Source organism: Methylopila jiangsuensis, assembly GCF_027922305.1.
Lineage (GTDB): Bacteria > Pseudomonadota > Alphaproteobacteria > Rhizobiales > Methylopilaceae > Methylopila > Methylopila jiangsuensis.
In genome coordinates this window covers 154,302-178,612 of sequence record NZ_BSFK01000010.1, presented here as the reverse complement: position 1 = coordinate 178,612, position 24,311 = coordinate 154,302, and the positions used below count along the sequence as shown (strand labels likewise).

The 24,311-nt window shown below is 70.8% G+C and carries 21 protein-coding genes and 1 tRNA gene; 12 read left to right on the top strand and 10 right to left on the bottom strand.

Annotated elements, in window-relative coordinates; all coding sequences use genetic code 11:
• Positions 1–104 precede the first annotated feature (104 nt).
• Positions 105–2,015: a molecular chaperone DnaK gene (gene dnaK, locus PKE85_RS10530; protein WP_271204694.1), complete on the bottom strand. Its 1,911-nt coding sequence runs from the start codon at positions 2,013–2,015 to the stop codon at positions 105–107.
• Between the two features lie 297 nt (positions 2,016–2,312).
• Here dnaK and PKE85_RS10525 point away from each other — a divergent pair, with 297 nt between their 5' ends.
• Positions 2,313–2,882, top strand: a complete 570-nt coding sequence (locus PKE85_RS10525; RefSeq protein ID WP_271204991.1) for an alpha-ketoglutarate-dependent dioxygenase AlkB — start codon at positions 2,313–2,315, stop codon at positions 2,880–2,882.
• A gap of 135 nt (positions 2,883–3,017) precedes the next feature.
• On the opposite strand, the gene PKE85_RS10520 is transcribed toward PKE85_RS10525, so the two are convergent.
• A complete protein-coding gene (locus tag PKE85_RS10520) occupies positions 3,018–3,926 on the bottom strand; it encodes a LysR family transcriptional regulator (RefSeq protein ID WP_271204990.1) in 909 nt (302 codons plus the stop codon).
• A gap of 93 nt (positions 3,927–4,019) precedes the next feature.
• On the opposite strand from PKE85_RS10520, the gene PKE85_RS10515 reads away from it, so the two are divergent.
• The 8 genes from PKE85_RS10515 to PKE85_RS10480 all read left to right on the top strand — a co-directional run bounded on the left by PKE85_RS10515 (position 4,020) and on the right by PKE85_RS10480 (position 13,915).
• Positions 4,020–5,315, top strand: a complete 1,296-nt coding sequence (locus tag PKE85_RS10515) for an MFS transporter (protein WP_271204693.1) — start codon at positions 4,020–4,022, stop codon at positions 5,313–5,315.
• 544 nt (positions 5,316–5,859) lie between these two features.
• A tRNA-Arg gene (locus PKE85_RS10510) sits at positions 5,860–5,936 on the top strand.
• A gap of 393 nt (positions 5,937–6,329) precedes the next feature.
• Entirely contained in the window at positions 6,330–8,687 is a 2,358-nt protein-coding gene (locus tag PKE85_RS10505) for a TonB-dependent hemoglobin/transferrin/lactoferrin family receptor (protein WP_271204692.1), read from the top strand.
• Positions 8,688–8,757: 70 nt separating this feature from the next.
• Positions 8,758–9,486, top strand: coding sequence for a hypothetical protein (locus PKE85_RS10500; RefSeq protein WP_271204691.1), 729 nt, complete (start codon positions 8,758–8,760; stop codon positions 9,484–9,486).
• Complete coding sequence (locus tag PKE85_RS10495; RefSeq protein WP_271204690.1) at positions 9,483–10,352, top strand: ChaN family lipoprotein; 870 nt, start codon at positions 9,483–9,485, stop codon at positions 10,350–10,352. Before PKE85_RS10500 ends, PKE85_RS10495 begins: the two co-directional genes overlap by 4 nt.
• Positions 10,353–10,364: 12 nt before the next feature.
• Entirely contained in the window at positions 10,365–12,092 is a 1,728-nt protein-coding gene (locus PKE85_RS10490) for an ABC transporter ATP-binding protein/permease (RefSeq protein ID WP_271204689.1), read from the top strand.
• Between the two features lie 126 nt (positions 12,093–12,218).
• Complete coding sequence (locus tag PKE85_RS10485) at positions 12,219–13,148, top strand: ABC transporter ATP-binding protein (RefSeq protein ID WP_271204688.1); 930 nt, start codon at positions 12,219–12,221, stop codon at positions 13,146–13,148.
• 5 nt (positions 13,149–13,153) lie between these two features.
• Positions 13,154–13,915 carry an ABC transporter permease gene (locus PKE85_RS10480; protein ID WP_271204989.1) on the top strand — a complete coding sequence of 254 codons (762 nt, stop codon included), beginning with the start codon at positions 13,154–13,156 and terminating at the stop codon, positions 13,913–13,915.
• A 290-nt stretch (positions 13,916–14,205) separates the two neighbouring features.
• Here the strand turns inward: PKE85_RS10480 and PKE85_RS10475 are convergent, their stop codons facing one another.
• From PKE85_RS10475 to PKE85_RS10465, 3 genes are all read right to left on the bottom strand, one after another.
• The gene (locus PKE85_RS10475; protein ID WP_309299075.1) at positions 14,206–15,087 is read right to left on the bottom strand and encodes a type 1 glutamine amidotransferase; all 882 of its coding nucleotides are present in this window, start codon (positions 15,085–15,087) and stop codon (positions 14,206–14,208) included.
• Between the two features lie 314 nt (positions 15,088–15,401).
• The gene (locus tag PKE85_RS10470; RefSeq protein ID WP_271204687.1) at positions 15,402–16,904 is read right to left on the bottom strand and encodes an amino acid permease; all 1,503 of its coding nucleotides are present in this window, start codon (positions 16,902–16,904) and stop codon (positions 15,402–15,404) included.
• A 161-nt stretch (positions 16,905–17,065) separates the two neighbouring features.
• The gene (locus PKE85_RS10465) at positions 17,066–17,881 is read right to left on the bottom strand and encodes an SRPBCC family protein (RefSeq protein ID WP_271204686.1); all 816 of its coding nucleotides are present in this window, start codon (positions 17,879–17,881) and stop codon (positions 17,066–17,068) included.
• Positions 17,882–17,986: 105 nt separating this feature from the next.
• Here PKE85_RS10465 and PKE85_RS10460 point away from each other — a divergent pair, with 105 nt between their 5' ends.
• Together PKE85_RS10460 and PKE85_RS10455 are read left to right on the top strand one after the other, a co-directional pair.
• A complete protein-coding gene (locus PKE85_RS10460) occupies positions 17,987–18,676 on the top strand; it encodes a fumarylacetoacetate hydrolase family protein (protein ID WP_271204685.1) in 690 nt (229 codons plus the stop codon).
• 100 nt (positions 18,677–18,776) lie between these two features.
• The gene (locus PKE85_RS10455; protein WP_271204684.1) at positions 18,777–19,760 is read left to right on the top strand and encodes a transporter; all 984 of its coding nucleotides are present in this window, start codon (positions 18,777–18,779) and stop codon (positions 19,758–19,760) included.
• 330 nt (positions 19,761–20,090) lie between these two features.
• Here the strand turns inward: PKE85_RS10455 and PKE85_RS10450 are convergent, their stop codons facing one another.
• Positions 20,091–20,456 (bottom strand): DUF1127 domain-containing protein, encoded by a 366-nt coding sequence (locus PKE85_RS10450; protein WP_271204683.1) that lies wholly within the window; start codon positions 20,454–20,456, stop codon positions 20,091–20,093.
• A 192-nt stretch (positions 20,457–20,648) separates the two neighbouring features.
• Between PKE85_RS10450 and PKE85_RS10445 the strand changes: the two genes are divergently transcribed.
• On the top strand, positions 20,649–21,536 hold the full coding sequence (locus PKE85_RS10445; RefSeq protein ID WP_271204682.1) for a LysR substrate-binding domain-containing protein: 888 nt from the start codon (positions 20,649–20,651) through the stop codon (positions 21,534–21,536).
• A gap of 218 nt (positions 21,537–21,754) precedes the next feature.
• On the opposite strand, the gene PKE85_RS10440 is transcribed toward PKE85_RS10445, so the two are convergent.
• The 4 genes from PKE85_RS10440 to ypfJ form a co-directional block, all read right to left on the bottom strand.
• Positions 21,755–21,928: a hypothetical protein gene (locus PKE85_RS10440; RefSeq protein ID WP_271204681.1), complete on the bottom strand. Its 174-nt coding sequence runs from the start codon at positions 21,926–21,928 to the stop codon at positions 21,755–21,757.
• A 91-nt stretch (positions 21,929–22,019) separates the two neighbouring features.
• Positions 22,020–22,718 carry a DUF2076 domain-containing protein gene (locus PKE85_RS10435; protein ID WP_271204680.1) on the bottom strand — a complete coding sequence of 233 codons (699 nt, stop codon included), beginning with the start codon at positions 22,716–22,718 and terminating at the stop codon, positions 22,020–22,022.
• Between the two features lie 158 nt (positions 22,719–22,876).
• The gene (locus PKE85_RS10430; RefSeq protein ID WP_271204679.1) at positions 22,877–23,362 is read right to left on the bottom strand and encodes a DUF3617 domain-containing protein; all 486 of its coding nucleotides are present in this window, start codon (positions 23,360–23,362) and stop codon (positions 22,877–22,879) included.
• A gap of 14 nt (positions 23,363–23,376) precedes the next feature.
• Positions 23,377–24,279: a KPN_02809 family neutral zinc metallopeptidase gene (gene ypfJ / locus PKE85_RS10425; protein WP_271204678.1), complete on the bottom strand. Its 903-nt coding sequence runs from the start codon at positions 24,277–24,279 to the stop codon at positions 23,377–23,379.
• Positions 24,280–24,311: the final 32 nt, after the last annotated feature.

The window sequence follows — 24,311 nt, the reverse complement described above, 5'->3', positions numbered from 1 at the left end:
CGGACATCTCAGTCCAGGCCCGGCGGGGAGCCCGCCCGGGCCATGCGAAAACGGCCTCCCCCGCGCGGAACCGCGCGGAGGAGACCGTCGCGTCAGGCGTCAGCTCACGCGGACTTCTTCTTGTCGTCCACTTCCTCGAAGTCGGCGTCGACCACGTCGTCCTTCGGCTGCGACCCTGCGGCCGAGGCGCCCGCGTCCGCGGAATCGCCCTCGCCCTGCTGGTACACCGCCTCGCCGAGCTTCATGGAGGCCTGCAGCAGCGCGTTGGTCTTGGCCTGGATGGCCTCCACGTCCTCGCCGTTCAGCGCCTCGCGCAGCTCCGCGATCGCCGCCTCGATCGCCGCCTTGTCGCCGGCCGGGGCCTTCTCGCCCAGATCGGTCAGCGTCTTCTCGGTGGAGTGGATCAGGGCCTCGCCCTGGTTCCTGGCCTCCACCGCCGCGCGGCGCTTCTTGTCGGCTTCGGCGTTGGCCTCGGCTTCCTTGACCATCTTCTCGATGTCGGCGTCCGACAGGCCGCCCGAGGCCTGGATGCGGATCTGCTGCTCCTTGTTCGTCGCCTTGTCCTTGGCGGACACGTTGACGATGCCGTTGGCGTCGATGTCGAAGGTGACCTCGATCTGCGGCATGCCGCGCGGCGCCGGCGGGATGCCGACGAGGTCGAACTGGCCGAGGATCTTGTTGTCCGCCGCCATCTCGCGCTCGCCCTGGAACACGCGGATCGTGACCGCGGTCTGGCCGTCCTCCGCCGTGGAGAAGGTCTGGCTCTTCTTGGTCGGGATGGTGGTGTTGCGGTCGATCAGGCGCGTGAACACGCCGCCGAGCGTCTCGATGCCGAGCGACAGCGGGGTCACGTCCAGCAGCAGCACGTCCTTCACGTCGCCCTGCAGCACGCCGGCCTGGATCGCGGCGCCGATGGCGACCACCTCGTCCGGGTTGACGCCTTTGTTGGGCTCCTTGCCGAAGAACTGCTTCACCACCTCCTGGATCTTCGGCATGCGCGTCATGCCGCCGACCAGCACCACCTCGTCGATCTGGCCCGCCGACAGGCCGGCGTCCTTGAGGGCCGCCTTGCACGGCTCGATGGTGCGCTGGACGAGATCGTCGACCAGGCTCTCGAACTTGGCGCGGGTGAGCTTCAGGGTCAGGTGCTTCGGACCCGTGGCGTCGGCGGTGATGTAGGGCAGGTTGATGTCGGTCTGGGCGGAGGACGACAGCTCGATCTTGGCCTTCTCAGCCGCCTCCTTCAGGCGCTGAAGGGCGAGCTTGTCGTTGCGCAGGTCGATGCCGTTCTCCTTCTTGAACTCGTCGGCGAAGTAGCTGACGAGCCGCATGTCGAAGTCCTCGCCGCCGAGGAAGGTGTCGCCGTTGGTGGACTTCACCTCGAACACGCCGTCGCCGATCTCGAGGATCGACACGTCGAAGGTGCCGCCGCCGAGGTCGTAGACCGCGATGACGCCGGCCGATTTCTTGTCGAGGCCGTAGGCGAGCGCGGCCGCCGTCGGCTCGTTGATGATGCGCAGCACCTCGAGGCCGGCGATCTTGCCGGCGTCCTTGGTGGCCTGACGCTGGGCGTCGTTGAAGTAGGCCGGGACGGTGATCACCGCCTGATCCACCTTCTGGCCGAGATGGGCCTCGGCCGTCTCCTTCATCTTCTGCAGCGTGAAGGCCGAGATCTGCGCCGGGGAGTAGGACTTGCCGTCCGCCTCGACCCAGGCGTCGCCGTCGCCGCCGGGCACGATCTTGTAGGGAACGAGCTTCTTGTCCTTCTCGACGGTGGGATCGTCGAAGCGGCGGCCGATGAGGCGCTTCACCGCGAAGATGGTCTTGTCGGGGTTGGTCACCGCCTGGCGCTTGGCCGGCTGGCCGACGAGACGCTCGCCGCCGTCGACGAAGGCGACGATGGAGGGGGTGGTGCGCGCGCCTTCGGAGTTCTCGATGACCCGGGCCTGCGACCCGTCCATCACGGCGACGCAGGAGTTGGTGGTTCCGAGGTCGATGCCGATGACCTTGCCCATGTGCGTTCAGTCCTCTCTCACGCGTTAAGCGAACCGGAGCGGCCCCGTAGCGACCTTGCGCACGACGCCCGTTGGGACGAGATGCGGCCCGCCGGTTCCTTGAAAAATCCGCGATTTCGCGGGGTCGGCGGGTATATAAGGAGGCGATTTCAGGGCCGCAAGGCGGGAGATGACACGGGCGTGAGCGGTTCGAATCCGAACGATCCGGGAGCGGGCGCCGCGCCGCGCCTCGCGCTTGGCGACGGGCGCCCGGCGGCGCCGTTCTCCTGCCTCGGCGCGGAGGTCCGGCCCGGCCATCTGGACGCCGCCGCCCAGCGCGCGCTGCTGGCGATCCTGCGCGAGGCGGTGGCTGACGCGCCGCTGTTCACGCCGGTCATGCCCCGGACCGGACAGCCGTTTTCGGTGCGGATGACCAATCTCGGCCCGCTCGGCTGGGTGTCCGACCGCGACGGCTACCGCTACCAGCCGACGCACCCGGAGACGGGACGTCCCTGGCCCGCCCTTCCGTCCGCGCTGCTCGAGGCGTGGGCCGCGCTCGGCGGCTACGCCCATCCGCCGGAAGCGTGTCTCGTGAACTGGTACGCGCCCGGCGCCCGCATGGGCCTGCACCAGGACCGGGACGAGCAGGACTTCGACGCGCCCGTGGTGTCGCTGTCGCTGGGCGATTCGGCGCTGTTCCGCATCGGCGGGATCAAGCGGCGCGACCCCACCCGCTCGTTCAGGCTCCACTCCGGCGACGCCATGACGCTCGCCGGCGACGCCCGCCTCGCCTTCCACGGCGTGGATCGGGTGCTGCCGGGAACCTCGGACCTGCTGCCGCAGGGCGGACGCCTGAACCTCACGCTGCGCCGGGTGACGCGGCCTTGAACGGGGAGGACGCGCGCATGCCGGCCGAGACGCCCTTCCCCCGCGGCATCCCCACCGTGAACGCCGACGCGACCGGCGCCGGCCCGCTGGCCGTCATCCGCGGCTGAGCCGCGCCTCCCGCGCGGGCGGCGGCGGTCACGCCGTACTCCGCGCGGCCTTGGCGGCGGCGCGGGTCTCCGTGACGAAGTTCCGCACCAGATTGGAGCGCTCGTCCCGCCGCACCGCAACCGTGAGCGCGAGCGCGGGCGCCTTGTCCCTGAGCGGGCGGAACGTGACGCCCACCACGCCGAGCTGGCCCATGGAGGTGGGCAGAACCGCCACGCCGAATTCCGCCGCCACCAGCGACAGCAGCGTGGCGATCTGCGGCGCCGGCTGGCCGAAGCGCGGCTCGAAGCCCGCAAGACGGCAGGCCTCCACCACCGTGTCGTACAGCCCCGCGCCCACCTCGCGCGGGGTGAGGATGAAGGTCTCGTCCGCAAGCTCCGCCAGCGCCACGGCGCCGGGCCGGCCGGCGAGGCTGTGGCCCGTGGGCAGCGCCGCCATCAGCTGGTCCTCCGCCAGAACATGGAAGCGGAGGTCGCGGCTGTCGGCCGAGGTCGGCCTCAGGATGGCGGCGTCGAGCCGGCCCTCCCGCAGGCCCGCGGCGAGCACGGCGGAGGTCGCCTCCTCCAGCTTGAGCTCCACGTCCGGGTAGGCGCGCCGGAAGCTGCGGATCGCCGAGGAGACGATGGGGTTGATGACCGCCGAGCCGATGGAGCCGAGGGCGAGCGTTCCGGTCTCGCCCCGGGCGGCGCGCTGGGCCAGCCGCACGGCGTCCGCCGCGCGGGAGGGGATGTCCGCCACCGCGTCCCGGAACGCCCGGCCCGCCTCGGTCAGCTCCGCGCCATGGGCGAGGCGGTGGAACAGCCGCGCGCCCACCTCCTGCTCCAGATCCCGGATCTGGCGGCTGAGCGGCGGCTGGCCGATCCCGATCCGCTCGGCGGCCCGGGTGAAGCTGCCCTCGTCCGCGACGGCCAGGAAATAGCGCAGGTGGCGCAGCTCCATCCCATACCTTTCAGGCATGAACATCGACTGTCCCATACAGTATGAGTGTTCGACGCGCGGGACTACCTCCTTCCGCAAAGGAAGGTCTCCCCCATGTCCGCGTCTCTGCTCGTCCCGTCGTCCGTCGTCGCAGTCCCCCTGCCCGTTCCGGCCGCCCCCGCGGCGGAGCCGCCGCGCACCCCGCCGCCCGCCGCCGCATGGATCGCCCGCGGCACCCCGGCCTATGCGCGGGTGTCCTGGGGCTTCTTCTTCGTGGGGTTCGCCACCTTCGCGCTGGTCTATTGCGTCCAGCCGGTGATGCCCGAGTTCGCCGCCAGCTTCGGCGCCAGCCCCGCCGGAAGCTCGCTGGCGCTGTCGCTGACCACCGGCTTTCTCGCCTTCTCCATCCTGATCTCCGGCGCGGTGTCGCAGGCGATCGGCCGCCGCGGCCTGATCCTCGGCTCCATGGCGCTGGGCGCGGGCCTGAACGTCGCCGCCGGCCTGTCGCCGAGCTGGCATGGCCTGCTCGCGGCGCGGGCGCTGGAGGGGCTGGCGCTCGGCGGCGTGCCGGCGGTCGCCATGACCTACCTCGCCGAGGAGATCGAGCCCAAGAGCCTCGGCCGCGCCATGGGGCTCTACATCGCCGGCAGCGCCTTCGGCGGGCTGATGGGCCGGGTGGGCATGGGCCTGCTGAACGAGCTGGTGTCGTGGCGCGGCGCCATGGTCGTGCTCGGCGCGCTGTGCCTGATCTGCGCCGCGCTCGCCTGGCGGCTGCTGCCGGCTTCGCGCAACTTCACGGCGCAGAAGGGCCTGCGCTTCAGCCACAATCTGCGCGCCTGGCGCAGCCTGCTGCGGGACCCTGCGCTGACGCCGCTGTTCGCCATCGGCTTCGTGCTGACCGGCGTCTATGTGACGATCTACAACTACGCCGGCTTCCGGCTGGCGGAGGCGCCGTTCGATCTCGGCGGCGGCGTCATCAGCCTGATCTTCCTGTGCGTGGTGTTCGGGATCGTCAGCTCCATGGTGTCCGGCGCGCTGATGGAGCGCTTCGGCAAGCGGGCGAGCCTGCTCGGAGGCTTCGCGCTGATCCTCGCCGGCGTGGCGCTGACGGCGCCCCCGTCGCTGGCGGCGATCGTCGCCGGCATCGCCTGCGTCACCGCCGGCTATTTCATCGCCCACCCGGTGGCGAGCTCCATGATCGGGCCGATCGCCGGCCCGGCCAAGGCCCACGCCGCCTCGCTCTACCTGCTGTTCTATTATGTGGGCTCCAGCGTGGTCGGCTCGGTGGGCGGCTGGTTCTGGGAGCATGGCGGCTGGGGCGCGGTGGCGCTCGGCGCGGGCGCGCTGTCCGCCGCGGGCCTCGGCGCGGCCCTCGTCGCCACCGCTCCGGCGGCGCAAGGGCGGGCCTGAGCCGGGACGGTCCGGATCGCCCCGCGCCGCAAGCCGGGGCAGGTCCGGCAGGTCCGGTCCGGCGCTGCTGGGCGTGCGAGGGCGTGGGCTTCCGGTCCCGTCGTCCGGTCCCGTAGTCACATGGCGGCAGGATCGGCTCGCGGATCGCCGTCGCGGCGATCCGCGCCCTGTTTTCGCCGCCCCCATGCATGCCCGATCGTCCGCGTGGCGTCCGGATGCGCTCCTCACGGCTCGGCGCGCGCGATTTCAGGGCGGAATGCCTCGCTTCTTATCGGGACGCGCGCCGCGCCGCACGGCGGCCCTCGCGTCGCGCCCGTCCCTGCGCTTGTCCCGGCCAGCGGGCGCCGATTCCCGCATCTGGCCGGGCCATGGCGCGACTGAGGCTTCCTAACCGCTCGCCGACCGCCCTCGACGCCGCCAAAAGCCTAAGAGCGCGAGGGCCTTCACGCTCCCTGCCGATGTTTTTCGTCGAGGCGCTTGCTTTCCACCCCATGAGGGGCTAATCAACCGCCCTCGCCGACGGGGTTCGCCCCACACGGCCAGCGCGCCCGTAGCTCAGCTGGATAGAGCACCAGACTACGAATCTGGGGGTCAGAGGTTCGAATCCTTTCGGGCGCGCCATTTTCCAGAACTGAAAAACAGGCCGCCTCCGGGTGGCCTTTTTCGTTCCTTGCCCCGCCCCGGCCTCTCCCGACGCCTCGGGCCCCGGCCGCACGCGCCCGTTTTCCGAAGCGCATCGGCCTCCCTTCACGACCGATGAAATCCGGCGCGCCAGCCCCGTCGCCCGCGCCGGACGCCGCCGTCATGACCTGACGGCGCGCCTTCTCCGCGAAGATACCACGATTGCACAACCAAATACCACGCAATCAAAAGAAGAGTTAGAATTGATAAATTCTGATATACGTCTTTAAATTAGACGTATTACATATCAATATTAATCACATATGCGATTCAATACTTGGCGCCAGCCCCGGTTTCGCCGTAAAGCCGGCGAACCAATCGGGGGTTCGTGAGATGGCTAGAAGTCATGTGGTCGCCGCAGGCGTTGCGGCGGGCGTTTTGTCTTGGACGGCGGCGGGCGGCGCGCAGGCCCAGAACGCCGAGACCAAACGACAAGCCGAGGCCGCCGTGGCGCAGGAGGGCGAAAGCACCCCGCTCGACGAGATTTCCGTGACCGCCACGCGTCAGGCGACGCAGGTGCTGGACGTGCCGGGCAACGTCTCGGTCACCACCCGGCAGCAGATCGACGAGCGCCAGATCCGCGACGCGCAGGACCTCGTGCGCTACCAGCCGGGCATCAACGTGCCGCGCCAGACCTCGGGCACCGATCCCTTCGGCAATCTGGGCTCCTTCACCATCCGCGGCGTCGGCGGAAACCGCGTCCAGATCCAGGTGGACGGCACGCGCATCCAGGAGCAGATCACCGACGGCAACCGCGGCTTCTTCGACTTCCCCACCCTGAAGGCGGTGGAGATCCAGCGCGGGCCGGGCTCGGTGCTGTGGGGCGCGGACGCGCTGGGCGGCATCGTGGCGCTCCAGACGCTGGACCCGGCCGACCTGCTCGGCGCCTCCGGCAAGACCGTCGCCGGCAAGGCCGAGACCTCGTTCGACAGCTTCAACGACCGCTTCAGCAAGACCGGCATGGTCGCCTTCCAGGCGACGCCGAACCTGCAGGGCCTCTTCGTGCTCAACCAGGCGACCTACCACGAGGGCAAGCTGTCCAAGGCCCGCGCCGATGGCGGCAGCTGGGGCTGCCCGCGCGTGCCCGACGCCATCCGCTGCGACGAGCTCAACCCGCTGGACGGCGCGTCGTGGAACGCGCTCGCCAAATTCGTCTGGACGCCCACCGACGACCACGAGTTCAAGCTGACCGGCGAGATCTTCGACTCGAACGGCAAGATCCGGCAGCTCTACGACTACGGCCTGCAGACCAGCGGCGCCTTCAACGGCGACTACGACCGCGAGCAGGACCAGACCCGCATGCGCCTGTCGCTGGCGCACCGCTGGACCGTGGGCGCGCCCTGGCTGGAGGACGTGCGCTGGCAGGTGTCCTATTCGCCCCAGCGGCGCGAGGTGAATTCGTCGCGCTTCCAGAGGCTGGCGTCAGGCGAAGAGCGTCAGATCGACGATCTGCTGCGTTACGACGAGACGTTCCTGCAGGGCGACCTGCAGCTGACGTCGCTGGCCGAGACGGGCCCGATCCGCCACCGCTTCACCTATGGCTTCCAGGGCGACTTCACGCAGACGGACTACAAGCGGCGGTCGCAGACCACGAACCTGAGCTTGGGGGTGACCAATCCGCCGACGACCCCGACCGGGTTCGCCAATGTCGAAACCACACGCGCCGATCTCTACATTCAGGACGAGATCAAGCTGTTCGGCGACCGGCTGACGCTGACGCCGGGCGTGCGTTGGGCCAATTATCAGATCGATCCCAAGAAGGGCGGCACCTACGTGCCGACCCATGGTTTTGACGATCCCCGGAAGCAGGATTCCAGCCGCCTCATTCCGCAGGTGGGCGGTCTGTTCAAACTGACGGACGAGTACTCGGTCTACGCCCGTTACGCGGAAGGCTTCAAGATGCCGACCGCGCAGCAGCTTTACACCTCGTCGCCGGGAACCAGTTTCGAGCTCGTCCCGGCGCCCAACCTGAAGCCGGAAAGCGTCCGCTCCTATGAGGCAGGCGTCCGCGGCCAGTACGGGCAGACGAAATACTTTGAAAACGCATGGTTCTCGGCCGGCGCATTCTACTCGGACTACACCAACTTCATCCAGAACTTCTACAATATCGGCCCTCGTCCTCTTGAACCGGGCGAGGATCCGAACACGGTGCGTCCGGATCGCTACACGAACCGCAACCTCTCCAGCGTCGACATCTGGGGCATTGAGGCGTCCGCCGAGGTGGTCGTGAACGACAACTGGTCGGTGAACGGCACGCTGTCCTGGCAGCGCGGCGACCAGCGCGCCGAGAAGGGCAAGGCCAAGACCGCGTTCGACGGCGCGATCCCGCTGGTCGGCGTGCTGGGCGTCAAGTGGCGCGATCCCGACCTCGGGCTCGAGATCGAGGGCGTCGGCACCTTCGCGCAAGGGGTGAAGCGCGCCAGCGACTCCACGCTGTTCAAGCCCGGCGGCTACGCGATCTTCGACGTGTTCGCCAGCTGGTCGCCGAAGATCACGGGCTGGGGCCCGGTGGAGTCCATCACCTTCCGGGGCGCGGTGCAGAACATCTTCGACACCCGCTACTTCAAGGGTCCGCTCCCTTACACGTTCGCCGCAGTGCAGTCGTCGACCGCTGTCGCGATCAGCAACCCGCTCGAGCTTCAGACCTCGCCCGGCCGCACCTTCAAGGTCAGCGCCTCCGTCAGCTTCTGAACCCTGTCCACGCGCCGCCGCGGGTTCGCGCCCGCGGCGGCGCCATATCTTTCGTTCCGGAGATTTTGAGATGACCGACGACGTCGCCAAACCCCAGCGCTCCCTGCTGACCGAAGGGCCGAAGGCGGTGATCGCGCGGCTGCCGCTGTTCGGCCGCGCCATGCTGACCGCCAACCACGGCGGCGCCACCCATGAGCGCATCGGCGCGATCGAGGCGGTGGCGTTCGAGGACGGCGCCGCGATCCTGTCGGGCGCCAACCACGACGCCCGCATCGACCTGGGCGTGGTCGTGCGCGCGGTGGCCGACCGCACGGGCAAGATGAAGGACCGCGCCCTGCCGCGGGTGGAGTTCCAGACCGCGAACGGCGAGACCGCCTTCAGCGTGATCGCGCTCGACGGCCTCGCGCCGTTCGAGGAGGCGCTGGCGCCCTTCGCCGACGGCGAGCCGCTGCCGGAGAAGGAGAAGCCGGCCCCCGCGCCGGCGGCCGAGCTTCAGGACGCCGATCCTGGCCGCGCTCCGTTCGACGCCGCGCACGCGGCGGGCGGCGACGTGACCGTGGCGCTGGACGTTCCGGGCCTTTCCCAGCGCTGGCGCGGCGCGGCGCCCGAGATCAAGCCCGCCATGGGCTTCATCAACGTCATGACGGCGGACTTCCACCTGCACCTGCGCGGCGGCGCGGTGGCGGGCTGGGATCGCGAGGACGGCTCCGAGGCCGTGACCTTCGCCGCCAGGGACGGCGCCGGCGCGCCGACCGGCCTGTCGGTCTCCGGCCCGGCCGCGAGCTTCGCGGCGTCATGAGCGCCGCGGTCCCCCATCCGCGCGGGAGCTGGCTCGATCCGGCGACCGGAGAGGCGATCGAGCAGGGCGCGCTGATGCGCGCCCTCGCCGCCAAGCGCGCCGTGCTGCTGGGCGAGACCCATGACGTGGCGGAGATCCACCGCTGGCAGCTGCAGGTGACCACCTGCCTGCACCTGCTCGAGCCCCGGCTTGGCGTCGGCTTCGAGATGTTCCCGCGCCGCCTGCAGGGCGTGCTCGACGCCTGGGTCGACGGCGCCTACTCCACCGACGCCTTCCTGGAGGCGTGCGAATGGCGCGCGGTCTGGGGCTTCGATCCGGCGCTCTACCTGCCGCTGTTTCACTTCTGCCGCCAGCAGCGCGTGCCCATGCTGGCGCTGAACTGCCGGCGGGCGCTGGTGACCGAAGTGGGCAAGCTCGGCTGGGACGCCATTCCCGAAGCCGACCGCGACGGGCTGACGCCGTCGGCCGAAGCCCTCCCCGCCTACCGCGAATGGCTGTTCGGCCTCGGCGTCCGCTCGCCGGACCGGCCGGCCGCCTCCGCCATGGACCCGGCCTTCGACCGCTTCGTGCGGGCGCAGCAGACCTGGGACCGCGCCTTCGCCTGCAACATCGCCCGCGCGCTCGACGAGCGCGACATCCCGCTGGTGGTCGGGATCATCGGCCGCGGTCATCTCGAATACGGCTACGGCGCGCCGTTCCAGCTCGCGGACCTGGGCGTCGATGGGGTCGCCACCCTGCTTCCGAACGAGGCGCCGGACTTTACGGTCGAACCGGAGCGCCGGCGCGCCGACGCCGTGTTCCGTCTCGACCGGCCGGAGCCGCCCATGAGCGCCCGCTCCACGCCGCCCGGACGGACGGCGGCCTGAAGGAGCGCCCGCGTGATCGCCTTTCTCAAGCGCCTGTTCCGCCTGCTCCGGCTCTGCGCCTCGGGCCGTGAGGGGCGGATCGGGCTCGCCTATCTCGCCGCCGTGCTGGCGCTCGGCTTCGTCGGCATCTGGGTCCAGGTGCGGCTGATCGCCTGGAGCGCCGCGTTCTACAACGCGGTGCAACAGGTGAACGGCCCGGAGATGGCCCGGCAGGTCGGCGTGTTCCTGCTGCTGGTCGGCGCCAGCGCGTCGCTTTATCTCGCCGGGCGCTACATCCAGAAGCTGCTGGAGATCACCTGGCGGAAACGGCTGACGGAGATCGCGCTCGACCGCTGGCTGACGGGCCGCGCCTACTGGCGGCTTCGGGCGGGCAACGGCTCCGGGGTCGAGATCGACAACCCGGACCAGCGCGTCGCCGACGACTGCCGCCTCTTCGTGGAGAAAGCGACCCAGGAGGGCGTGGACTTCATCCACGCCGTGGCGTCGCTGGTCTCCTACCTCGCCGTGCTGTGGGGGCTGTCGACCTTCCCGCTCGCGTTCGAGATCGCGGGCCTTGCGGTGGAGATTCCCCGCTACATGGTCTGGGCGGCCTTCCTCTATGTGGCTCTGGCGAGCGCGCTGACCCACTGGCTCGGCGCGCCGCTGAAAATGTTGAACTTCCAGCAGCAGAAGAGGGAGGCGGATTTCCGCTTCGCCCTCGCCCACCTGCGCGAGCAGGCCGAGGCGGTGGCGCTGCACGGCGGCGAGCAGGCCGAGCGGCGCGGGCTGGACCGGCGCTTCGCGGCCGTCGCCTCGAACTGGCGCGCGCTGATGCGGCGGGACCTGATCCTCGGCTGCTTCACCCGGCCCTACATGCAGACCGTGCTGCGGGTTCCGCTGTTTCTGGCCCTGCCGGGCTTCATCGCGGGCAAGATCACCTTCGGCGGGCTGATGCAGGTCGCCAGCGCCTTCTCCAGCGTGGTGACCACGTTGTCCTGGTTCGTGTTCTCCTACCGCGACCTCGCCGAACTCGCCGCCACCGCAAGCCGCCTCGACCATTTCCTCGACGCCACCGACCCGGCGAACGCGCCGCCGTCCGGCGTCGCCGTGCGGCCCTCCGCGACCGGCGCCCTGGCGGTGCGCGGCCTGCGGCTGAACGACCCGCACGGCGCGCCCATCGCCGCGATCCCGGACTTCACGCTCGCCGCCGGCGGCTGCCTGTGGATCCGCGGCCGCTCCGGCCTCGGCAAGAGCACCCTGCTCAAGGCCGTCGCCGGGCTCTGGCCCCATGGCGAGGGCGTGATCGAGCGCCCCGGCGGCGCGGTCGCCGTGCTGCCGCAGCGGCCTTACGCGCCGCTCGGCGGCCGGCGCGAGGCCGCGCTCTATCCGCACGGCGACGGAAGCGACGACGAGGCCCGCGCGGCCCGCGTGCTGGCGGGGCTCGGCTCGGGGTCGCGGCCGGCCGCCGGCGGCGACGCGGCGTCCACGGCGCAGCTCGGCCTGTCCGGCGGCGAGATGCAGCGGCTCGCGCTGCGGCGCCTGAAGGAGAGCCGGCCGGACTGGGCCTTCCTCGACGAGCCCACCAGCGCGCTCGACGAGGCCGCGGAGCGGGAGGAGCTGTCCGCGCTGCGCGCCGCGCTGCCGGACGCGACCTTCGTCATCGTCGCGCACCGGCGGCCCGAGGGCCTCGGCGAGGTCGCCGAACTCCGGCTCGATCCGGCGGCGGACGACGACATGCGGGGGCGGCGCCGGCTGGGGTGACGCGCCCCTCCTCGCGCCCGAGGGTTCATTCGGGCGCACGATGGCGCTAGAACGCGGGCGACCTAAATCTCATCCGGCGACGCCGCCCCCCGCGGCGCCCCGCGTTCACGTCGGACCCGCCTCGCGATGCCCCCCATTCTGCAGATTTCCGGACTGGCGAAGACCTATTCGTCCGGCTTCCAGGCGCTGAAAGGCGTCGACCTCACCATCGAGGCCGGCGAGATCTTCGCCCTGCTCGGCCCCAACGGCGCCGGCAAGACCACGCTGATCTCCATCGTCTGCGGCCTCGTGAACCGCACCGGCGGAACCGTGACCGTGGCCGGCCACGACATCTCCGCCGACTACCGCGCCGCCCGCGCCCTGATCGGCCTCGTGCCGCAGGAGCTCGCCACCGAGCGGTTCGAGAGCGTGTGGCAGACGGTGTCGTTCTCCCGCGGCCTGTTCGGCAAGCCGAAGAACGACGCCTATCTGGAAAAGCTGCTGCGCGACCTGTCGCTGTGGGAGAAGCGGGACGAGCGCATCATGGCGCTGTCCGGCGGCATGAAGCGGCGGGTGCTGATCGCCAAGGCGCTGGCGCACGAGCCGCGGCTGCTGTTCCTGGACGAGCCCACCGCCGGCGTCGACGTGGAGCTCAGGCGCGACATGTGGCGGCTGATCCGCGAACTGCGGGAGACCGGCGTCACCGTCATCCTCACCACCCACTACATCGAGGAAGCCGAGGAGATGGCCGACCGCATCGGCGTCATCACCCATGGCGAGCTGATCCTGGTGGAGGAGAAGGCGGCGCTGATGGCGAAGCTCGGCCGCAAGGAGCTGATCCTCCAGCTCTGCGAACCGCTCGCCCGCGTGCCGGAGACGCTCGCCCGCCACGGGCTGGAGCTGCGCGACGGCGGAAACGAGCTGGTCTACGTCTACGATTCGGCGCGGGAGCGCGCCGACGTGGCGGTGCTCCTGACCGAACTCGCGGTGGCCGGCGTCGGCATCAAGGACCTGCGCACCACCCAGTCCTCGCTCGAGGACATTTTCGTCACTCTCGTGAACGGAGAGCGCGCGTGAGCGGCGTGAACCTGCGCGCGGTCGGCGCGATCTACAAGTTCGAGATGGCCCGGGCGCTTCGCACCGTGATGCAGAGCGTGATCTCGCCGGTGCTGTCCACCTCGCTCTATTTCGTGGTGTTCGGCGCCGCCATCGGCCAGCGCATCCAGCATGTGGACGGCGTGCCCTACGGCGCCTTCATCGTGCCGGGCCTCGTGATGCTGTCGCTGCTGACCCAGAGCGTGTCCAACGCGTCGTTCGGCATCTACTTCCCGCGCTTCGCCGGCACGATCTACGAGGTGCTGTCGGCGCCGGTGTCCTATTTCGAGATCGTCCTCGCCTACGTGGGCGCCGCCGCCACCAAGTCGATCGCGATCGGCCTGATCATCCTCGCCACCGCCTCGCTGTTCACGCCGCTCACCATCCTGCATCCGTTCTGGATGCTGTCCTTCCTGGTGCTGACGGCGATCACCTTCTGCCTGTTCGGCTTCATCATCGGCGTCTGGGCCGACGGCTTCGAGCAGCTTCAGGTGATCCCGCTGCTGGTGATCACGCCCCTCACCTTCCTCGGCGGCAGCTTCTACTCCATCGACATGCTGCCGCCGGTGTGGCGGACCATCAGCCTGTTCAACCCGGTGGTCTATCTGGTCTCGGGCTTCCGCTGGAGCTTCTACGGCAAGGCCGACGTCCACATCGGCGTCAGCCTCGCCATGACGCTGGCCTTCATGCTGGTCTGCATCCTGGTGATCCGCTGGATCTTCAAATCCGGCTACCGCCTGAAGGCGTGAGGCGGCCCCCTCACCCGGCCCTCCGGGCCGACCTCTCCCCGCCGGGGAGAGGTGAAGGGCGGGCTTCCTCACGGTCCTTTCCACGTGTCTTGGAACGCGACGGCCGAACCGCGCTCACCTCTCCCCAGTGGGGAGAGGTCGGAGGGCGTCAGCCCTCCGGGTGAGGGGCGTCAGGCCCAAAGCGCCCGTTTGAAAATTCTGGCGAACCGTCATGCCCGGCCTTCGCCGGGCCTGACGGCGGAGGCCGATCGCCCCCAAGGCGCCGTCACGTCAGCTCAAGGGGCCCTTCCTCACGCCCGGCCGCGGGCGCTCGCGGTCGGGGCCACCTGCCGGGCGAGCCAGTTGACGATCTCGTTGCGCCGCGCCTTCGGGTCGCTCGCCGAAGGCGACACGCCGAGCCGCCACGCCACGTCCCGCGGGACGGGATCGGCGTCGAGCGTCATCAGGTCGGCGATGTGCTTCTCCGCCTCCTGCGCGTCGCGCACGAAGCCCTCCGCCACCATCGCCGGGACGTAGCGCTCCAGGATGCCGCCAAGCTCCCTGAACGTGTATTCCGGGTGGTACTGGACGCCCCAGAACACGCCGCCGTCGTGGCGGATCTCCGCCGCCTGCACGCCGCAGAGGTCGTTGCCGGCGGTGACGGTTCCGCCGGGCGGGACCACCGCCACCTCGTCGGAATGGATCGCGGGCGCGTCGAACACGTCGCCGCGGCCCGCGTGCATCGGATGGGCGCGTCCCGCCTCCGTCAGCCGGATGGACCGGGCGAGCCCGACCTCGCGCCCCTGCGGGTTCAGCTTCACCTCGCCGCCGGCGGCGGCCGCCGCCACCTGCAGTCCCCAGCAGGAGCCGAAGAACGGGACGCCCGCGCGGAAGATCTCCCGGGCGAAATCCACCTGGATCAGCGACTCCGGCTCGCCCTTCCAGAGATTGAGCCCCGAACCGGTGATGACCACGCCGTCATAGGACGCGAGCCCGGCACCATCCGGCAGATTGGCGCCCGGATCGGTCGGGTAGGCGATGTCGACCGTGGCCTTGAGCCCCTCCCAGCCGGCGGCCTCCTCCAGCACCGCGGCGTAGAACGCGCTCGGCGTGTGGCCGGCGACCGCGGCGTGGCGCTCGCGCATCGCCTTTGTGTTGCCTTCGACGACGAGCAGGCGGAAGGGGCGGGACACGATGGGAGACTCCTGAAAGATCAGCCTTGCGGCGTCTAGAACCGGCGCGCGATGGTGACGCTGGACATCGCCATGTCCAGCGCGAACATGGCGCGTCTCCGCCGCCCTCGCCACATAGCTCACAGCGACGCTCAAGCGCTCCGATCCCGGTCCGGTCCCGGCACGAAAAAGCCCGCCGTGACGGCGGGCCAAGTCGGGGTTGAAACGCTCCGGGGAGGAGCATGCCCAATGTGGGGGACGCGACGGCGCCTGAAAAGGCCGGCGCCGTCACGAAACCGACAGAGCCGCGCGAGCGCGCGGCGCGCGCGGAGTCGTCAGTGCGACTTGTACTCCGCCGCGCCCTTGGAGAGGGCGAACTCCTCCTCCGGCGACAGCACCAGCTTGTGGCGGCCGTAGACCGCGAAATAGACGGTGGCGATCGCGAACCAGACCAGCACCCACATCACGCCCTTGGTGAAGTTCGGATCCTGCACCTGGTAGAACAGCGTCACCACCGCGATGACGATGGTGAGCGCCGCGCCCGGCACGCCGAGCGGGCTCCGGAACGGGCGGGCGATGTGGCTCGCGTTCTTGCGCAGCAGGATGAAGGACGCCGCCTGGGCGATGTAGGAGAACATGGCGCCCGAGACCGCCATGTTCAGCAGCACGCTGCCGATGGCGGCGCCGCCCGTCTCCGCGCCCAGCGCGAACCAGATCACCAGCATCACCGCGAGGCCGACCAGCGAACCCACGATCATGGCGACATGCGGCGTGCGGTACTTGGAGTGGGTGACGGACAGGCCGCGCGGGAAATAGCCGGCGCGGGAGAGCGAATAGACCTGCCGCCCCTGGGCGTAGAGGATGGTGTGGAAGCTCGCGATCAGGCCCGTGAGCGCCACGATCCCGAGGATGACCACGCCGCTGTCGCCGTAGACCGCCTTGAAGCCGTCGAGCAGCGGCTCCAGCGAGGTGGCGAGGTGGAACGAGCCCACGCCCACCACCGAGGGGTTCAGCAGCACGATCATGAAGGCGGAGACGATCAGCGTGAAGATGCCGAGCACGATGCCCTTCGGCATGTCGCGGGTGGGATCGACCGACTCTTCGGCCGCGAGCGGCAGCTGCTCGATGGCGAGGAACAGCCACACCGCGAAGGGCAGCGTGGCGAGCACGCCCGAGAACCCGAACGGGAAGAACGAGCCGCCGCCCTCGGGCAGCTCCGTCATGGCGCCGTCGGGGCCGACGCCGATGTTCAGCGCCCAGCGGGAGAAGTCCATGTGCGGGATGGCGCTGGCCCAGAAGAACACGAGCACCGCCAGCGACAGCAGCGTGAACACCATCGTCACCTTGAACGACAGCTCCAGCCCGAACACGTTCAGACCGACGAAGATCATGAAGAACACGATCCAGATCAGCGGCGAATAGGCCGGATCGAAGCCGAAGATGGCGTTCACGTAGCCGGTGATGAAGGTCACGATCACCGCCGGCGTGATGACGTACTCCACGTTCTCGCACAGGCCGGTGAAGAAGCCGCCCCACGGCCCCATGGCGGTGCGGGCGAAGGAGTAGGCAGCGCCGGTGTGCGGCAGCGCCGCCGACATTTCGGCGATGGAGAAGGTCAGGCCGAGATACATCACAGCGATGATGGCGCCCGCGGCCAGCATGCCGCCCCAGCCGCCGGTGGCGAAGCCGAAGTTCCAGCCCGAGAAATGGCCGGAGATGACGGCGCCGACGCCGAGCGCCCAGAGGCTCGCGACGCCCGCGTAGCGGGTCAGGCCCCGCTTCTCGAAATATCCTGCGTCCACCTTCTGGTAGGTGACGCCGCTCTGCTCCTGCGACATGGCCTGCGCGATCCCCGTTGCCGGGCGGGCGACGCCCACCCGCCTCTGATCACGGGATCGTTTGATTTGATGACGCCACTGTCAACGCATCGTGAGCGACATGGGCCCGACTTTCAGGCGCTGGCGCACATTTGAGCATATAACTTTCGTCGCAGGCGCCGTTACGGCGCGGAAACGGGCGCCGAAGGCGCGGCCGGAGCGGGCGCCTGGGGCGCGGGCTTCGGCGCGAAGGCCACATAGGCCACGATGCCGATCGCGATCACCACCGCCGCCACCAGCGTGATGCGCCCGACCGACGATCCGGCGGAGACCGGCGCGCGCCGGCCCTCGTCCGAAGGCGCGGCGGCGGGCGGCGTCCCGGCCGACAGGGCCGAAGCGGTCGCCGGCTCCACGGTGGCCGCCGGTTCGGCGACAGGCGCGGCCGGGGCCGGCGCCGGCTGCGACGACGGCCTGGCGACGGGCGCCTCCTCCTCGTCCGCGGGGGCGAGCGGCGGCGCGTCGGCCACGGCGGGCGCCGGGGCGTCGGCCGCAAGCTCCGGCCGCGCCTCGATCTCGCGGGCGAGATTTGCGAAGAAGGTCTCCACCGTCTGGCGCGCCACGCCGGTGACGAGGCGGGAGCCGAGCGCCCCGATCTTGCCGCCCACCTCGGCGTCGATGCGCCAGGTCACCACCGTCTCCGCACCGTCGCTCGCCAGCGCCACGTCGGCCACGCCCTTGGCGAAGCCGTCCGGCCCCGCGGCGCCCTGCCCCGAAAGCTTTGCGGAAACAGGGGCCTCGCGGCTCTCCACCGTCCAGCCGCCCTGCAGAGCGGCCTTGACCGGACCGATCTTGGCGGCGCCCGTGGCGCGGTAGGCGTCGCCGGTCCGCTCCAGCGTCTCGCAGCCGGGCAGGCTCGCCTTCAGCGTGGCGTCGTCGTTGAGCGCGGCCCAGACGCGCTCGCGCGCCGCGGGGATGCGGTGAGACCCGGTGAGCTCCATGGCGGCTGCCCCTTCGGCGGTTCGCTTTTCGTCGCGCGGAGTTCTAGAGTCCGGGTGGACGACGGTCCAGCGGCGACGCCCCTAAACGTCTGACAGGAACGCTTCATGCCCGATTTCGTGTTCGCGCCGCCGCCGCAGCCCGCTGTGGCGGTGCGGGGAAGCTCCGCGCTGTTCCCGGCGCGGCGGGTCTACTGCATCGGCCGCAACTACGCCGCCCACGCGGTGGAGATGGGCCACGACCCGGACCGGGAGCCGCCGTTCTTCTTCCTGAAGACGCCGGACGCCCTGCTCCCGGACGGCTCGGTCTTCCCCTACCCGCCCGGCACCTCGGACCTGCATTACGAGGTGGAGATGGTGGTGGCGCTGGAACGGGGCGGCCGGGACGTGGTCGAGGCGGAGGCGCTCGATCTGGTGTTCGGCTACGGCGTCGGCGTCGACTTCACCCGCCGCGACCTGCAGGCGGAAGCGAAGAAGCTGCAGCGGCCGTGGGAGATCGGCAAGGCGTTCGACCACGCCGCCCCCTGCGGGCCGCTCGCCCGCGCGTCCGAGATCGGCCACCCCACCCGCGGCGCGGTGACGCTCGACGTCAACGGCGCGCGCCGCCAGACCGGCGACCTGGACCAGATGATCTGGAAGGTCCCCGAGATGATCGCCTATCTCTCCCGCTATTTCGAACTGGCGCCGGGCGACCTGATCTTTTCCGGCACGCCGGCCGGGGTCGGCCCCACGGTGCGCGGCGACCGGCTGGTCGGCCATGTGGAGGGCGTGGGCGCGCTGGAGCTGACGATCGCATGACCGCTGGCGCCCTTCGCCGGAACGTCATAGAGGGGCGCTAACGGATCACGCCGGCGTTACGCCCGCCGGGGCGACCGCACCCCGCAGTCTGGAGGCCGTGATGCTCGTCAGCGACGACAAGCGCCTGATCTACGGCGTCCGCACCACCGCGGACGGCCAAGTGGAGCGGCTCGGCTGGGCGGACGTGGACGCCGCGCTCGCCGCGCCGGACGGCTTCGTCTGGCTGCACCTCGACGCCTCCGACGCCCGCGTCCAGCAATGGCTCGCCACCTGCCCGCATCTGCCGGAGGACGCCCGCGAGATCCTCGCCGGGGTGGACCGCCACATCCGCATCGAGGCCGGGCCGCACGGCGTCATGGGGGTGCTGGGCGACCTGCACCACGACTTCGCCGACGACCCCAACCGGGTGGGCACGCTGCGGCTCTATTTCGACGACCACCGCTTCGTCACCGCGCGGCGCAACGCGCTGCGGGCGGTGGACCGGCTGCGGCGGTCGGTGGAGCTGAACCGCTGCGAGCGCAAGCCGGCGCCGCTGCTGGTGGAGCTGCTGCACCACCTCTCGGACGCCTTTTCCGGCACGCTGCTGGAGACGATCGAGGAGCTGGACGACGTGGAGACCGACGTGCTCGCCGACCGGGTGAAGGACGGCGGCGCCGCGCTCGGCCGCGCCCGCAGGACGCTCGCGCATCTGCGCCGCCATCTCGGGCCCCAGCGCATCGCGCTCGGCGGGCTGCTGGCCCGCCTGCCGTCCTGGGCGACGCCGGAGGAGGCCGCGGACCTGCGCGACGCGGTGGCCCGGCTCGACGCGGTCGGCCACGACCTCGATCTGGCGCAGGAGCGCGCCCGCCAGCTTCAGGACGAGCGCGCCGGGCGCCTGGCCGAGATCACCAACCGCAACCTCTATGTGCTGTCGATCTTCACCGCCATGTTCCTGCCCATGACGCTGGTGACGGGCGTGTTCGGCATGAACGTGGGCGGCCTGCCGGGGGTGGAGTCCTCCCACGGCTTCTTCTGGACCATGGTGCTGATGTTCGGCACCGGCGCCTGCACCTACGGCGTGCTCCGCATCGCCCGCATCGTGTGACCTCAGCCGTCATGCCCGGCGTATGCCGGGCATCCACGACTTGAACGCGCAAGCCTTCAACGCCTGAAAGTCGTGGATGCCCGATGACCACGCTCGGGCATGGCGGCGAGCATAGCTTTTTGAACCGCCCTCAGACGCCGTCCGCCCCCTCACCCGGAGGGCTGACGCCCTCCGACCTCTCCCCGCCGGGGAGAGGTGAACGCAGGTCCGCCGTCGCGCTTCATCCCATGACGGCTTTTAGGCGCGGAAGCCCGCCCCGTCACCTCTCCCCGTCGGGGAGAGGTCGGCGCGTGAGCGCCGGGTGAGGGGGCTTGCGCCCAAAACGCCGCGTCAGCCGTCGGCGAGCTGCCGGGGAGCGGGACGGGGGGTCTCGGGGCGGCGCCGCCCGGCGATCACGCCCCGCCGCCAGCGCTGGTGCGCCCGCTCCGCGGCCCGGCGCTCCACCGCGAAGGCGGACAGCCGGAGCGTGGGGTCGCGCCACAGCGGCTCCGCCGTGGCGGAGGCGATGTCGCCGCGCGCAAGGCCGAGATCCGCCAGCATGCGGTCGTCGAGCGCGGCGAGCTCCATCAGGCCCGCGCGGCGGCGCCAGGCGCAGGCGGCGCGCCACAGGGTTCGCATCATGTCCTTCGCCACGAAGGCCACGGCCTTGGCCGGGGCGATCCGGGCGGGCGTGAGGCTTTCGAACGACGACGGCATGGCGACCTCCTGATCGACGGTCCGGCGGAAGAATCCGTGTTGGCGTGAGACGACGATCCGCGGCTTCGCCCATCGAAGCCACCCGAAACCGCCGCCCGCTGGGCCGGAACGCCGCCACCATGCCTGCGCTTGACTGATCAGTGAAACGAATGTTTCTAATGGTGGGCATCATCACCCGTGATGGATGACGCCATGACCGCCCTGCTCGACGTGGACCAGCTGCGCACCTTCGTCGCCATCGTCGACACGGGCTCCTTCACCCGCGCCGCCGACGTGGTGTTCAAGACCCAGTCCGCGGTCTCCATGCAGATGAAGCGGCTGGAGGAGCGGGTCGGCCGGCCGATCTTCGCCCGCGACGGCCGCGGAACCAAGCTGACCGAAGACGGCGAGCGCCTGCTGGATTACGCCCGGCGCATCGTGCACCTGTCGCGGGAGGCGGTGTCCGCCTTCGAGGACGACGCCCTCACCGGCCGCGTTCGGCTCGGCGTGCCGGACGACTACGCCGAACGCTACCTGCCTGAGATCCTGGCGCGGTTCTCGCGCTCCAATCCAAGGGTCGAGGTGTCGGTGATCTGCGAGCCCACCAGCCATCTGGTGCAGTTCGTGGAGCGGGACGAGCTGGACCTCGCCATCATCACCCACGCCGCGCGCCGGCCCGTGGGCGAGATCATCCGTCAGGAGCCGCTGCTCTGGGTCACCTCCCAGCGGGGACTGGCGCATGAGGAGGCGGTGCTGCCGCTGGCGCTCGGCACCGCGGTGTGCGAGTGGCGCGAGACCGCCATGGCCCAGCTCGAGGCCGCCGGACGGCCGAGCCGGGTGCTCTATTCGAGCTGCAACTTCACCGCCGTGGGCTCGGCGGTGCTGGCGGGGCTCGCGGTGTCGGTGCTGCCGGAATCCGCGCTCCGCCCCGGCATGCGGGTGCTCGGCCAGGCGGACGGCTTTCCGCCGCTGCCCACCTGCAAGATCGCGCTGCTGCGCAACGTGGGCTCGCTGACCGAAACCGCCCAGGCGCTGGCCGACCACATCGTGGCGAGCCTCGACAACCTCACCGCCGGACTGGAGTCCGTCGCCGCCGAATGACGGCGGGAACGGCGCGCCCAAGCCCCTCGTGTTTTGATTCCGCGCGCCCCCTCACCCGGATGACTGCGTCATCCGACCTCTCCCCGCCGGGGAGAGGCGAAGAACGGAGCCGCCTTGACCACCTCTACCCGACGGGGGAGAGATCGACGCGGAGCGTCGGGTGAGGGCGTAGTCGCGGTCCGACGGATGCGATGGCAAGGATCGGCCTCGCGCGCGCCTCACCAGCGCAACGCGCCGTCGCGGGGCGGCGTGAAGCGGTCGAGGAACGAGTCGGCGCCGGAATCCTCGACGCAGGTCGCGCCGTCCTCCAGATCGTCCGCCGGGTCTGCGCCGTGGGAACCGTCGTTCGCGGCCTGCGCCGCGAGGCGGGCGCGCTCGTCGTCCGTGATCATGTCCGCGCTCCTTTTGTCGGAAGGAGAACGGGCGTTCCGGGCCGGGAGCGGCCGGAACGCCCGGATCGTTCAGCGTGTCGGCGCAGGCTCGTCAGGCCCAGTCGCCGTCGTCTCCGCCCGCGTCGCCGCCGTCATCGCCGCCGCCGCCGAGCAGGCCGGAGAACCAGCCGCCGTCGCCGCCGTCCGCGTTGGCGTCCTGCACGTTGGCGTCCTGGGCGCCCGCGTCCGCCTGCGGCTCCGCCGCCTTGGCGGCCTCGGAAGCCGCGGCCTCCGCCTGGCCGCCGCCGAACAGGGACGAGATGCCGGAGAACAGCAGCGCGCCGCCGGCGACGCCCGCCGCCGTCTGCAGCGCGCCCGACAGGAAGCCGCCGCCCCGGGAGGGCGCGGCCTGCTGGCCGAAGGGGGCGCCCGGCTGCTGGCCGTAGCCGCCGGTGTTCGGCACGCCGAAACGGTTGGCGGAGGCGCCGCCGGCGGGCGCGCCCATGGCCTCGCTGGCGCGCGGCCCCCAGGGCGAGGCGCCCGGCTGCTCGTAGCCGCCGCCGAAGCCGCCGCGGGCCGGCTCCGCCTGCTGCCGCTCGAGCTGGCGCTCCAGCTCGGCGATGCGGGCCTGCGCCTGCTCCAGCGCCTGGTTCTGCACCACCAGCGTCTGGGTCATGGCGTAAGGCGCGTGGGGAATGCTGGACACCTCGGACCGGATGAAGGCCTCGGCGTCCGGGTCGCGATACCCGACGTCGGTTCCGCGCAGCCGCGCGAACAGGTCGGAGATCAGTCGGCGTTCTTCGGCGTTCATAAACGTCGTCGCTCCTCGGACAGCGCCCGTCGGACCGGACGCGCGGGCTCAGCGTTACGGCGAGTTGTGGCGCCCGTGTGATCAACTCCGCGATGGTTCGGTGACGCCTTCGTGACCGCAATGCGGCGGGGGCGGCGCCCCTCGTTCCGCCGCTTCGCTCACCCGCCCGCGGGCGGCACGTTCACCACGGTTCCGTTCGGCAGGATGACGTCGCCGGGGCGCTGGTCGGGGGCGCAGTCGCCCAGCCGGCGGGCCTCGATGGCGGTGAAGAACCGGCGCGACCCGCCGCTCTCCCCCGGCAGGCCGGTCATCACCGTCACGTTCTCGGCCCGGGCGAAGGTCTCGAAGTCGCCCGACAGCGTCACCTTGTTGTCGATGGACATGCCGCCCGACGAGCAGACGGCGCCGGCGGAGTAGCCCTCCGCCGTCACCTTGAAGTCGTCGTTGCGGCAGGTGACGCCCGCCATGATCTGCCGCGTCAGCCGGTCGGTGCGGGCGTCGACGCACTCCTTCGCCACGGTGCGGCCGGCGTCGGTGAGGGTGACGGTCTCCCACAGGCCCGGCGCCCGCTTGGGCGGCGAGGCGGCGAAGGCGGGGCCTGCGGCGAGAGCGGCGAGCAGCGCGGCGCGGAGCATGACGGTCATGGGCTGCGCCTTGGTCACAGCTGGCGGGTGGCGAAGGTGTTGCACTGCTGCGGATCGCCCGAGGACAGCCCGGTCTTGAACCAGCGCACCCGCTGGGCGGAGGAGCCGTGGGTGAAGCTGTCCGGCACCACCTCGCCGCCGGAGCGGCGCTGCAGCGTGTCGTCGCCGATGGCGGTGGCGGCGGTCAGCGCGCTCTCCACGTCGCCGGGCTCGATCACGTTGAAGCGCTTGTTGGCCCAGTAGCCCCAGACGCCGGCGAAGCAGTCCGCCTGCAGCTCGATCCGGACCGAGATGGCGTTGGACTCCTCCTCCGAGCGGGCGTTCTGCCGGCGCTCGTTGGCCATGCGCATGATGCCGAGCTCGTTCTGCACATGGTGCCCGATCTCGTGGGCGATGACGTAGGCGCGGGCGAACTCGCCCGGCGCGCGGAACTTGCGCGACATCTCCTCGAAGAACTCGGTGTCCAGATAGACCCGCTGGTCGCCCGGGCAGTAGAACGGCCCCATGGCGGCGCTGCCCAGGCCGCAGGCGGTGCTGGTGCGGCCCGAATAGAGCGTCAGGCGCGGGCGCTCGTACTGCTTGCCGGACTGCTGGAACAGCTGGTCCCACACGTCCTCGGTCTGGGCCAGCACGGCGCGCACGAACTCGCCCTGCTTGCGCTCGTCGTCCGAGAGCTGGCTCGGATCGCCCTGGGGCCGCTCCTGCTGGGAATAGCCGGAGCCGCCGCCCTGCACCGCGTCGAGGCCGGCGAGGATGACGCGCGGATCGATCCCGAGCGCCCAGGACACGAGACCCACCACGATCAGCCCGCCGATGCCGACGCCGCCGCCGCCGCCCGGGAAGCGGAACCCGCCGCCTCCCCCGCCGCCGCGCTCGTCATCGACGTTGTCGCTTCGACGAAAATCATCCCAACGCATGGTCCGTCCCCGGAACGCCCTCTCGAGTCCGG

Coding starts and splice junctions, on each gene's coding strand:
- PKE85_RS10470 (WP_271204687.1), bottom strand. CDS start 16,904: ATGTCGCAGGAGCAGAGCGGCGTCACCTACCAGAAGGTGGACGCAGGA.
- ypfJ (WP_271204678.1), bottom strand. CDS start 24,279: ATGCGTTGGGATGATTTTCGTCGAAGCGACAACGTCGATGACGAGCGC.
- PKE85_RS10505 (WP_271204692.1), top strand. CDS start 6,330: ATGGCTAGAAGTCATGTGGTCGCCGCAGGCGTTGCGGCGGGCGTTTTG.
- dnaK (WP_271204694.1), bottom strand. CDS start 2,015: ATGGGCAAGGTCATCGGCATCGACCTCGGAACCACCAACTCCTGCGTC.
- PKE85_RS10495 (WP_271204690.1), top strand. CDS start 9,483: ATGAGCGCCGCGGTCCCCCATCCGCGCGGGAGCTGGCTCGATCCGGCG.
- PKE85_RS10450 (WP_271204683.1), bottom strand. CDS start 20,456: ATGCCGTCGTCGTTCGAAAGCCTCACGCCCGCCCGGATCGCCCCGGCC.
- PKE85_RS10485 (WP_271204688.1), top strand. CDS start 12,219: ATGCCCCCCATTCTGCAGATTTCCGGACTGGCGAAGACCTATTCGTCC.
- PKE85_RS10455 (WP_271204684.1), top strand. CDS start 18,777: ATGCTCGTCAGCGACGACAAGCGCCTGATCTACGGCGTCCGCACCACC.
- PKE85_RS10430 (WP_271204679.1), bottom strand. CDS start 23,362: ATGACCGTCATGCTCCGCGCCGCGCTGCTCGCCGCTCTCGCCGCAGGC.
- PKE85_RS10460 (WP_271204685.1), top strand. CDS start 17,987: ATGCCCGATTTCGTGTTCGCGCCGCCGCCGCAGCCCGCTGTGGCGGTG.
- PKE85_RS10465 (WP_271204686.1), bottom strand. CDS start 17,881: ATGGAGCTCACCGGGTCTCACCGCATCCCCGCGGCGCGCGAGCGCGTC.
- PKE85_RS10515 (WP_271204693.1), top strand. CDS start 4,020: ATGTCCGCGTCTCTGCTCGTCCCGTCGTCCGTCGTCGCAGTCCCCCTG.
- PKE85_RS10520 (WP_271204990.1), bottom strand. CDS start 3,926: ATGGAGCTGCGCCACCTGCGCTATTTCCTGGCCGTCGCGGACGAGGGC.
- PKE85_RS10440 (WP_271204681.1), bottom strand. CDS start 21,928: ATGATCACGGACGACGAGCGCGCCCGCCTCGCGGCGCAGGCCGCGAAC.
- PKE85_RS10500 (WP_271204691.1), top strand. CDS start 8,758: ATGACCGACGACGTCGCCAAACCCCAGCGCTCCCTGCTGACCGAAGGG.
- PKE85_RS10435 (WP_271204680.1), bottom strand. CDS start 22,718: ATGAACGCCGAAGAACGCCGACTGATCTCCGACCTGTTCGCGCGGCTG.
- PKE85_RS10445 (WP_271204682.1), top strand. CDS start 20,649: ATGACCGCCCTGCTCGACGTGGACCAGCTGCGCACCTTCGTCGCCATC.